This window comes from Nonomuraea sp. K271, from assembly GCF_009908215.1.
GTDB classification, from domain to species: Bacteria; Actinomycetota; Actinomycetes; order Streptosporangiales; family Streptosporangiaceae; genus Nonomuraea; species Nonomuraea longispora.
This window is the reverse complement of the sequence record NZ_JAAAHR010000123.1, coordinates 19,988-29,290: the sequence shown is the minus strand read 5'-3', so window position 1 is coordinate 29,290 and position 9,303 is coordinate 19,988. Positions and strand designations below refer to the sequence as shown.

Annotated in this window: 10 protein-coding genes; 3 read left to right on the top strand and 7 right to left on the bottom strand. The window is 71.6% G+C overall.

Going from position 1 to position 9,303, the window contains the following annotated elements; all coding sequences use genetic code 11:
- Positions 1 to 30 precede the first annotated feature (30 nt).
- On the bottom strand, positions 31 to 708 hold the full coding sequence (locus GUY59_RS32850; RefSeq protein WP_138204701.1) for an SRPBCC family protein: 678 nt from the start codon (positions 706 to 708) through the stop codon (positions 31 to 33).
- Positions 709 to 868: 160 nt separating this feature from the next.
- Here GUY59_RS32850 and GUY59_RS32845 point away from each other — a divergent pair, with 160 nt between their 5' ends.
- Positions 869 to 2,215, top strand: coding sequence for a cytochrome ubiquinol oxidase subunit I (locus GUY59_RS32845; protein ID WP_132336264.1), 1,347 nt, complete (start codon positions 869 to 871; stop codon positions 2,213 to 2,215).
- Between the two features lie 10 nt (positions 2,216 to 2,225).
- Positions 2,226 to 3,107 carry a cytochrome d ubiquinol oxidase subunit II gene (gene cydB, locus GUY59_RS32840; protein ID WP_138204703.1) on the top strand — a complete coding sequence of 294 codons (882 nt, stop codon included), beginning with the start codon at positions 2,226 to 2,228 and terminating at the stop codon, positions 3,105 to 3,107.
- On the opposite strand, the gene GUY59_RS32835 is transcribed toward cydB, so the two are convergent.
- From GUY59_RS32835 to GUY59_RS32815, 5 genes are read right to left on the bottom strand one after another with little or no spacing between them, the layout of a single operon-like run.
- On the bottom strand, positions 3,076 to 3,855 hold the full coding sequence (locus tag GUY59_RS32835) for an ABC transporter ATP-binding protein (protein ID WP_138204705.1): 780 nt from the start codon (positions 3,853 to 3,855) through the stop codon (positions 3,076 to 3,078). The genes cydB and GUY59_RS32835 overlap by 32 nt on opposite strands.
- Positions 3,848 to 4,579, bottom strand: a complete 732-nt coding sequence (locus GUY59_RS32830) for an ABC transporter ATP-binding protein (RefSeq protein WP_138204707.1) — start codon at positions 4,577 to 4,579, stop codon at positions 3,848 to 3,850. Before GUY59_RS32830 ends, GUY59_RS32835 begins: the two co-directional genes overlap by 8 nt.
- Positions 4,576 to 5,565, bottom strand: a complete 990-nt coding sequence (locus GUY59_RS32825; protein WP_201761623.1) for a branched-chain amino acid ABC transporter permease — start codon at positions 5,563 to 5,565, stop codon at positions 4,576 to 4,578. The genes GUY59_RS32830 and GUY59_RS32825 overlap by 4 nt, the downstream gene beginning before the upstream one ends.
- Positions 5,549 to 6,430 (bottom strand): branched-chain amino acid ABC transporter permease, encoded by an 882-nt coding sequence (locus GUY59_RS32820; protein WP_138204709.1) that lies wholly within the window; start codon positions 6,428 to 6,430, stop codon positions 5,549 to 5,551. Before GUY59_RS32820 ends, GUY59_RS32825 begins: the two co-directional genes overlap by 17 nt.
- On the bottom strand, positions 6,424 to 7,653 hold the full coding sequence (locus tag GUY59_RS32815) for an amino acid ABC transporter substrate-binding protein (RefSeq protein ID WP_201761622.1): 1,230 nt from the start codon (positions 7,651 to 7,653) through the stop codon (positions 6,424 to 6,426). The genes GUY59_RS32820 and GUY59_RS32815 overlap by 7 nt, the downstream gene beginning before the upstream one ends.
- 101 nt (positions 7,654 to 7,754) lie before the next feature.
- Here GUY59_RS32815 and GUY59_RS32810 point away from each other — a divergent pair, with 101 nt between their 5' ends.
- Positions 7,755 to 8,873 carry a LacI family DNA-binding transcriptional regulator gene (locus GUY59_RS32810; protein ID WP_138204711.1) on the top strand — a complete coding sequence of 373 codons (1,119 nt, stop codon included), beginning with the start codon at positions 7,755 to 7,757 and terminating at the stop codon, positions 8,871 to 8,873.
- Positions 8,874 to 8,879: 6 nt separating this feature from the next.
- Here the strand turns inward: GUY59_RS32810 and GUY59_RS32805 are convergent, their stop codons facing one another.
- On the bottom strand, positions 8,880 to 9,299 hold the full coding sequence (locus GUY59_RS32805) for a hypothetical protein (protein ID WP_138204713.1): 420 nt from the start codon (positions 9,297 to 9,299) through the stop codon (positions 8,880 to 8,882).
- Positions 9,300 to 9,303 lie beyond the last annotated feature (4 nt).

Below are 9,303 nucleotides of genomic sequence, written 5' to 3'. Positions count from 1 at the left end.
GGCCGAGGGAGGTGGCGGTTCGGGCCGGAGTCAGGGAGTGCGGCGGCGGGAGCCGCGGCCGAGCAGCCAGCCCAGCACGACACCGCCGACCGCCACGCCCGCGCCCATGCCGAACGACGCCAGCATCACCCACGGCCGTGTCTCCGTGCGCGCCTTGGCGGGACGCTCGTGGACGGCCCCCGCCGGCCGGACGGCGCCCACCGTCGCGGCCTCCGGCTCGGGGACGCCCGGCCCACCTGAATCATCTGTGGCGGTGTCGGCCGTGGGGGCCGGCGCGAGGAGGTGTTCCTCGACGGCCGAGAAGAACTCGCCCGCCGTCCGCCTGGCCACCGATCCGAGCATGCGCTGCCCGACCCCGCCGATCATCCCGCCGATCACGGCGTCGGCGTCGTAGTCCACGCGGGTCCCGCCGTCGATCTCGGTCAGGCGTACCATGACGGTCGCGTCGACCGTGCCCGGCGCGCCCTGCCCGCGGGCCCTGAGCGTGAAGCTCTCGGGCGCGAGCGGGTCCGTCAGCGCCACCTCACCCTGGTAGACCCCTTTGATGGACGCGACTCCCGCGTTGACCGTCATCCGGTACGTGTCGTGTCCCGACTCCTCCAGGCGCTCGCACCCCGGAATGGTCCGCACCAGCACCGCCGGATCCTGGAGCGCCGTCCACACCTGGTCCCTCTGAACGCCGATCACGGCGCTGCCACCCACTTTCATGGAGCAACTTTAGGCGGCGGCGACCAGGCCGGATAAGGGCAACACCTGCCAGACGGGAGAAGGACTGTGACCAAGGTCGCACCCCATTGCTCTACAGCTTGTAGTACTACTGCAAGTAGATGTACTACAGCTTGTAGAGCTCAGGGAGTCGACGCAGACGATGGACGCACTTGACCTCGCACGGTGGCAGTTCGGGGTGACCACCGTGTACCACTTCCTGTTCGTGCCGCTGACCATCGGCCTGGGCGTCTTCGTGGCGGCCCTGCAGACGGCCTGGCACCGCACGGGCAAGGAGCACTACCTGCGGCTCACGAAGTTCTTCGGCAAGCTGTTCCTCATCAACTTCGCCATGGGCGTGGTGACCGGCATCGTGCAGGAGTTCCAGTTCGGGATGAACTGGAGTGAATACTCCACGTTCGTCGGGGACGTCTTCGGAGCACCCCTGGCGATGGAGGCGTTGCTGGCCTTCTTCATGGAGTCCACATTCCTGGGACTGTGGATCTTCGGCTGGGACCGGCTGCCGAAGAAGGCGCATCTGGCGTGCATCTGGGCGGCCGCCATCGGGTCCAACGTGTCGGCCTACTTCATCCTCGCCGCCAACGCCTGGATGAAGCACCCCGTCGGCTACGAGGTCGTCGACGGCAAGGCCAGGATGACCGACCTGTGGGCGGTGCTGACCAACTCGACGGCGCTGGCCCAGGTGCCCCACGTGGTAGGGGCGGCGTTCGTCGTGGCGGGCGGCTTCGTGCTGGCCGTGAGCGGATACTGGCTGCTGCGCACGCGCGCGGGCATGTGGCGCGGTGCCGCACGGGGCGCGCTGGTCATGACCGCGATCGCGGGGGCCGTCGTCGCGGGCACGGGCGACATGTCAGCCAAGCTGATGTACGAGCAGCAGCCCATGAAGCTGGCCTCCGCCGAAGGGCTGGAGCGCGACACCGCGGGCGCGGCCTTCAGCGTCGCCCCCGGCGTCGAGATCCCCGCCCTGCTGAGCTTCCTGTCCACCAACGACCCGGGCGCCACCGTCCAGGGCACCGAGGACCTGCAGCGGCGCTTCGAGCAGGAGTTCGGCCCGGGCGACTACCGGCCGAACCAGCCGGTCGTGTTCTGGTCGTTCCGGGTGATGATCGGGTTCGGGATGGCCACGGTGGGGCTGTCGGTGCTCGGTCTCTGGCTGACCCGCGGGAGGCGCGACATGCCGAGGTGGCTGGCGCGGGCGTTCCTGTGGGCCCTGCCCCTGCCGCTCACCGCGGTGACCGCCGGCTGGCTGCTCAGCGAGATCGGCCGCCAGCCGTGGACGGTCGCGGGCGAGCTGCTGACCGCCGCCGGCGTGTCGCCCGGCGTGAGCCTGACCGAGGTGGCCATCTCGCTGACCGTCTTCACGCTGCTGTACGGCGCGCTCGCCGTCGCCGAGGTCGTGCTCCTCACCCGGCACGTCCGCGGGGGCGCCGAGGAGGAGCGGCGGCCCGCCGCCCCGGCCGAGCAGCCCGAACCGTCGCTGATGTACTGAGGAGCGGACAGTGATCGATCTGTGGTTCGTCATCATCGCCTTCCTGTGGACCGGCTACTTCGTGCTGGAGGGCTTCGACTTCGGCGTCGGGATGCTGGCCCCGTTCGTCGGGAGGAACGCCGCGGAGCGGCGCCAGAGCCTGCAGACCATCGGCCCGGTGTGGGACGGCAACGAGGTGTGGCTGATCACCGCGGTGGGCGCCATGTTCGCCGCGTTCCCCGCCTGGTACGCGGGTGTGTTCAGCTCCTTCTACCTGCCGGTCACGCTCGTCCTGGCCGGGCTGATCGTGCGCGGCGTCGGCCTGGAGTGGCGCGGCAAGGTCACCTCCCCGCGCTGGTGCGACGCGGGCATCGTGGCGGGCAGCGCGCTCCCGGCGTTCCTGTGGGGCGCGATCTTCGCCGGACTGCTGTTCGGCCGCCCGCTCGCCGCCCTGCTCGGAGGCGCGTTCACGCTGGCGGTGTGCGTCCTGCACGGCGCCGTGTTCCTGGCGCTGAAGACCACCGGCCCGGTACGCCGCCGCGCCCGCGCCGCCGCCATGGCCGCGAGCACCGTGGCCGTCCCCGTGGCCGTGTTCGCCCTGTCGGGCCTCGGCACGCCGCCCGCGCTGGCCGCCATGGGGGCGCTGGCGGCGGCCACGGCGCTCATCTGGCGCCGCAGGGAGGGCTGGGCGTTCGCGGCCACGGCGGGCGCCATCGTGCTGACCGCGCTGGCCGTCTTCGTGCGGTTGCACGCGCGGCCCCTGCCGGGGCTGACGCTGGCAGAGGCGGCCTCCGGCGCCTACACGCTGACGATGCTGAGCTGGATCGGGCTGGTCACGCTGCCGTTCATCCTGGTCTACCAGGGGTGGACGTACTGGGTCTTCAGGAAGCGGGTCCGGGTGGGCGCGGCCTAGCCGCATCACCGGCCGTGCGGTCAGAGGGCACTCCGCCGAGGTAGAGGCGGCCGAGCCGCGGGTCGGCCGCCAGCTCCCGCGCGGGACCGGAGACGTGCACCCGGCCGAGGTCGAGCACGCACCCGACGTCGGCCATCTCCAGCGCCCTGCGCGCGTTCTGCTCCACCAGCAGCACCGCCACGCCGGCCCCGCGCATGAGGTCGATCTGGTCGAACACGATCTGCGTGTTGCGCGGGTCGAGCCCCATCGACGGCTCGTCGAGCAGCACCACGGCCGGCTCCAGCATGAGAGCGCGGGCGAACTCGACCTGCTTCTGCTGACCGCCCGACAGCAGCCCGGCCACGCTCCCCCACCGTTCGGCCACGACGGGGAACAACTCCTTCACGGCCTTGATCCTGGCGTTCAGCACGGCCTGGTCGCGGACGGTGTAGCCGCCGAGCCGCACGTTCTCCGCCACCGTCATCTCGCGGAAGACGCTGTGCCCCTGCAGCACGTGGGCCAGCCCGCGGCCGAGCAGCCGCTGCGGCGACAGGCCCGCCACGTCCTCCCCCGAAAGCAGCACCCGGCCCGACCTGGCCGTGAGCAGGCCGCTCGCGACCTTGAGCGCGGTGGACTTGCCCGCGCCGTTGGGCCCGACGAGGCAGACGACCTCGCCGGCGCGCACGGTGACGGTCAGGCCGCGCAGGACCGGCGCCGCCCTGCCGTACCCGGCCACGACGTTCTCCAGGGCGAGCAGGACCTCAGACACCGAGATACGCCTCCAGCACCCGGGGGTCCTCTTTGATCGCCGAGGGCGGGCCCGCCGCGATCGGGGCGCCGCGGTCGAAGACGATCACGTGGTCGCACATGCCCATCACCATGTCCATGTTGTGCTCGACGACGAGGAAGGTACGGCCCTCGGCGTTCAGCTCGCGTACGAGAGTGACGATGCGGTCGATCAGCGCCGGGTTGACGCCGCCCGCGGGCTCGTCGAGCAGCACCAGGTCCGGCTCGGCCATGAGCACGGCGGCCAGTTCGAGCAGCTTCTGCTGTCCGTACGACAGGTCACGGGCCTCGGCGTGCTCCAGATGCTCGATGCCCATGCGGCGCAGCCAGTGGCGGGCCCGCTCGGCCTCGCCCTTGTCGTGCAGCCCGGCCAGCAGCTCGCCCAGGCGGGTACGGCGGACGGCGACCAGCATGTTCTCCAGCACGGTCAGGCGCGGAAAGACCCGGCAGAGCTGGAAGGTGCGGCCGATGCCCGCGTGCGCGATCCGGTGCGGCGCGTGGCGGGTGAGGTCGCGCCCGCGGTAGAGCACCAACCCGGAGTCGGGCCTGATCATGCCGGTGACCAGGTTGAAGAACGTGGTCTTGCCCGAGCCGTTGGGCCCGATGAGGCCGTTGATCCGCCCGTCGCGCAGCTCGACGGTCGCGTCGTGCACCGCGGGCACGCCGCCGAACGACTTCGTGAGTCCTTCCGTGCGCAGCGAGGTCATCGGGCCGCTCCTTCCAGGCGCTGCCCGGCGCTCTCCTCCGGGATGGACGGCCCTGGGCGTCTCCGGGTGAGCCTGGACAGGATGCCTTCCGGCATGAACAGCACGACGAGGATGAGCAGCACGCCCGTCGCGGCCAGGTGCACCTGCGTCTCGCCGAGCGCGATCAGGAAATACTCGCCGGCGGGGGCGACGATGAGCGCGCCCAGCAGCGGGCCGTACAGATGCCGGACGCCGCCGAGCAGGCTCATGAGCACCATGTACGAGCCGATGAGGATGGAGAACATGAAGATCGGGTCGAGGCTGCCGAACCAGAGCGCGTAGAGCCCGCCCGCCAGCGCCACGAACAGGGCCGACAAGGCGAAGGCCGCCACCTTGTACGCCGCGGTCGGCACGCCGAGCGACTCGGCCTTGTCCTCGTCCTCCCTGATGGCCCGCAGGCCGGCGCCGAAGCGGGAGCGGGAGACGTACCACCAGGACAGCAGCGCGAGCCCGAGCAGCACGAGGAACAGGTGGAAGAAGACCATGTGCGTCTGGCCCCGGTGCAGGTCGGGGAACGGCGAGGGCACCTGCAGGCCGGTGGAGCCGCCGGTGAGAGAGCGCCAGCCCTGCACGACGAGGTTCATCATCGACACGAGCGCGATCGACACGATCACGAACGACGCGCCCCGCACCCGTACGGCCGCCACGCCGACGCCCACCGCGAACACGGTGACCAGCAGCGCCGAGACCGGCAGGGCCAGCGCCCACGGCACGTCGAGCCGGGTCACGAGCAGCCCGGTGCCGTACGCGCCGAGCCCGAAGAAGGCCGAGTGGCCGAGCGAGACGTAGCCGGTGAAACCGCCCAGGAGGTTCCAGGAGGTGGCCATGGCGGCGTACATGACGGTCAGCGCGCCCGCGTACACCAGGTAGTAGTTGGGCACCAGCCACGGGTAGGCGATCGCCAGGGCGGCGGCCAGCAGCGGGAGCCCTCTAGAAGCGGTGCGCAAGACGGCCTCCGAAGAACCCCTGCGGGCGGGCGAGCAGGGTCAGGAAGAGGAAGACGTAGAACATCATCGTCGCCCAGGTGGCGTCCACGGTGACGAGCACGATTCCCTCGACGACGCCGAGCAGGACGGCGGCCAGCGCCGCGCCGGCCACGCTGCCGAGCCCGCCGACCACGATGATCGCCATCAGCTTGCCGATCCACACCCAGTGGGAGGCGGGGAAGAACGGCGTGATCAGAGCCAGCACGGTCCCGCCGACGGCGGCCGTGGCCAGGCCGACGCCGAAGCCGTAGCCGGCGACCCGCTCGGTCGGGACGCCGACCAGCCTGGCCGCCTCACGGTGCTGGATGGTGGCCCGCAGCGCCTGCCCGAACCTGCTCTTGACCAGCACGGCGAAGAGCACGCCGAGGGTGAGCGCGGCGACCGCGAAAGCGATGATCTTGTCGTAGGGAAGGTGCACGCCGGCGACGGTCAGCGACCGGGTCGCGTACTCCATGCTGACCGACTTGTAGGAGCCCGTGTAGAACGTGCCGAGCAGCCCCTCGATCGTCAACGCGAGCCCGAACGTCAGCAGCACCGACATCATCGGCACGTTCTCCGGCGCCAGCCGGGCGACGAGCAGCCGCTGCACCGCCACGCCCAGCAGGAAGAAGAGCGGCACGGTCACCGGCAGGGCCAGGAACGGGTCCGCCCCGAACACCGTGTGCACCGTGTACGTCAGGTAGGCGGCCAGGAACAGGAACGCCGGATGGGCCACCATGACGACCCGCATCACGCCGAAGTACAGCGACAGGCCCGAGGAGAGCAGCGCGTACAGCCCGCCCGTCAGCACGCCCAGGGCCAGCCCCTGCAGGAGCAGGCTCACCATGCCTGCTTCGGGTAGACGAAGTCGGCGGTCTTCGCCTGCTCGGGCAGCACGATCTCGATCCTGCCGTCCACGTACTGCTGAATCATGTGCGCCTGCTCGGGCCGGCCCTTGTCGTCGAAGGACAGCGGGCCCACGACGGTGTCGAACGTGCCCTGCCTGATGTGCTCGGTCAGCTTGTCCTGGCACTCCTTGCTCGGGTCGGCGCACCCGGCCGCGGTCACGGCGGCCTCGATGATCTGGCCGACCGTGTAGCCGTTGGCCGCGTCCTCGTTGGCCGCGCCGCCGAACATCTCCTTGTAGCGCCTGACCATCTCCTCGTTGCCGGTGAACGTGGAGGCGGCCGACCACCCGACGGGTGAGACGATGTGCTCTGCCGCGCCCTTCACCGCGTCGGGGAACTCCGCCAGCGTCGGCCCGGTCGAGAACGCCGCCAGCTTGGGCTGCACCTTCAGCTCCTGCAGCGCGCGCACGAGGCCCACGGAGTCCTCGAACTGAGTGCCGCCGACGACGAGGTCCGGCTTCGCCGCGGCGATCTTGGCGGCGATGGGCGAGAAGTCCGTGGTCTCCGGCGGGTAGACCTCGTCCACGACCGTCTTGATCCCGGCCTCGGCCAGCCTGTCGCGCAGCCCGTACGCGGTGCCCTGGGCGAACGGGTCGTCCAGGCTCGCGTACGCCGCCGTCTTGGGCCGCTGGTCCTCCGGCAGCTTGATGAGGTGGTCGGCCAGGTAGTCGTAGTGGTCGTCGGCGATCGCGGGGGCCGCGTAGAAGAGCCGCTCGAACCCCTGCTCGAAGACCTCCTTGGCGGCCCCGGCCGGCTCCACGAACACCATGCCGTACGACTCGGCGACCTTCGCCGCGGGGATCACCAGCCGCGACGAGAACGGCCCGAACACCAGGTCGACCTTGTCCTGCGTGATGAGCGACTCGTAGTCGGAGCTGACCCGGTTGGGGTCGGAGGCGTCGTCGCGGAAGATCAGCTCGACCTTCCTGCCCAGCAGGCCGCCCTTGGCGTTCACCCGGTCCGCCCAGACCTGGTAGCCCTCCTGGATGCCCTTGCCCGGCTCGGAGAAGTCGCCGGTGAGCGGGAGCGAGATGCCGATCTTGACCGGGCCCTGCTGCTGCCCGGGCGACGGGGCGGCGCCGGGTTCGTCGGTCTTCGCACAGGCGGTCAGCGCCAGACCGCACATCGAGATGATCACTAGGCGGCTGAAAAGTCGTGGCATCGAGGAGGCTCCCGTCAGGAGAGGCGCCGCGAAAGCGCTTTCGTAAGCGCTTTCGGTTACGATTACACGGGATTCAGCCCCGGACAAGGGGGTTCGTCCGCATGGCAGAGCGACCTTCCGTTCCGTCCCCGCCCCGCCTGGTCGACGTGGCCAGGGCCGCGGGGGTGTCGCTGGCGACGGCGTCCCGCGCCATGACGGGCAGCACGGGGGTGAGCGCCGGGGTCGCGGCCCACGTCCAGGCGGTCGCCTCGCGCATCGGCTACGTGCCCAACAGCCACGCGCGGGCGCTCGCCGGCGGTCAGGTGTCCATGGTGGGGCTGATCGTGCACGACGTCGGCGACCCCTATTTCGGGGAGATCGCCAGGGGCGTGCTGCACGAGACGGAGCTCCGCGGCTACCTGGCGCTGATCAGCCAGACCCAGCGCGACCCGCGGGCCGAGCTGGCCAGGATCCGCGCGTTGCGGGCCCACCGGGTGAGGCTGCTCGTGATGGCGGGCTCCGGTTACGTCCGGGCGGCGTCCCAGGGGAGCACCGGAGCCGACACCGGAGCCGACACCGGAGCCGACACCGGGGCCGACACCGGGGCCGACACCGGGGCCGACGCCGACATGGCGGCCGAGGTGCGCTCGTTCACCGCCGCGGGCGGCCGGCTCGCCGTGATCGGCCGCCACCACCTGCCCGTGGACGCGGTGCTGCCCGACAACGCCGCCGGCGGCGCGACGCTCATGCGGCACCTGATCGGCCTGGGCCACCGCCGTCTGGGCGTGCTGGGCGGCCCGCCGAACCTCACCACGGTCGAGGACCGCCTGGCCGGGCTGCGCACGGCGTTCGGCGCGGCCGGGTTCGACTGGCGTTCCGTTCCCGTCGTGCACGGCGACTTCACCCGGGAGGGCGGCGCGGCGGCCACGGCCAGGCTGATGCGGGCGCACCCCGACCTGACGGCGGTGGTCGCGCTCAACGATCCGATGGCGGTGGGCGCGCTGTCCTGGTTGCTCAACAGCGGGCGGCGGGTGCCCGGGGAGATCTCGGTGACCGGGTTCGACGACGCGCCGGTGGCGCGCGACGTCTATCCGGCGCTCACCACGATCAGGCTGCCCATGGCGGGCATGGGCAAGCAGGCGCTCGACCTCGTCCTGCGCCCGCCGGCCGGTCGGCCGCGCCGCCGCCGCACCTCGCACGAACTGGTGGTACGGGCCTCCACGGCCGCGCCGCGCGCGTGAGCGGAACTAGCCGACGACCCTCATCTTCCGGGTCGCCGGGTCCGTCATGTGGACCTCGCCGCCGAGCCGCTCGCTGAGCAGGTCGAGCACCTTGCGGCTGGACAGGACGGTCCACAGGTCGCCCGTGAGGTGCGGGGTGCCCGCGGGGGCGGCGCTCATCCAGGCGTCCTTGCCCTCGCGCGTGGCGAACGTCGTCACGACGAACTCGCCGTCCGGGGTCGCGCAGTGTCCTGAGCGGACGCCGGCGCCGCCGGCCCGCAGGCGCGGCTCACAGCCGACCCTGGCGGACAGTTGCTCGACGGTGGGAGGCGCGGCTCCGGCCCGCGCGCCCACGGCGAGGTAGCCGCCGCTCCCGTCGCCCGCGGAGCAGGCGGTGACCAGCCCGGCCAGCAGCGCGAGCGCGGCCACGCGCGGAGGGGTCGTCATGCCC

Bases quoted from the DNA above. Each gene is read 5' to 3' on its own strand.
- GUY59_RS32830 (WP_138204707.1), bottom strand. From the start codon at position 4,579: ATGACCTCGCTGCGCACGGAAGGACTCACGAAGTCGTTCGGCGGCGTG.
- GUY59_RS32810 (WP_138204711.1), top strand. From the start codon at position 7,755: ATGGCAGAGCGACCTTCCGTTCCGTCCCCGCCCCGCCTGGTCGACGTG.
- GUY59_RS32845 (WP_132336264.1), top strand. From the start codon at position 869: ATGGACGCACTTGACCTCGCACGGTGGCAGTTCGGGGTGACCACCGTG.
- GUY59_RS32820 (WP_138204709.1), bottom strand. From the start codon at position 6,430: ATGGTGAGCCTGCTCCTGCAGGGGCTGGCCCTGGGCGTGCTGACGGGC.
- GUY59_RS32805 (WP_138204713.1), bottom strand. From the start codon at position 9,299: ATGACGACCCCTCCGCGCGTGGCCGCGCTCGCGCTGCTGGCCGGGCTG.
- GUY59_RS32815 (WP_201761622.1), bottom strand. From the start codon at position 7,653: ATGCCACGACTTTTCAGCCGCCTAGTGATCATCTCGATGTGCGGTCTG.
- GUY59_RS32850 (WP_138204701.1), bottom strand. From the start codon at position 708: ATGAAAGTGGGTGGCAGCGCCGTGATCGGCGTTCAGAGGGACCAGGTG.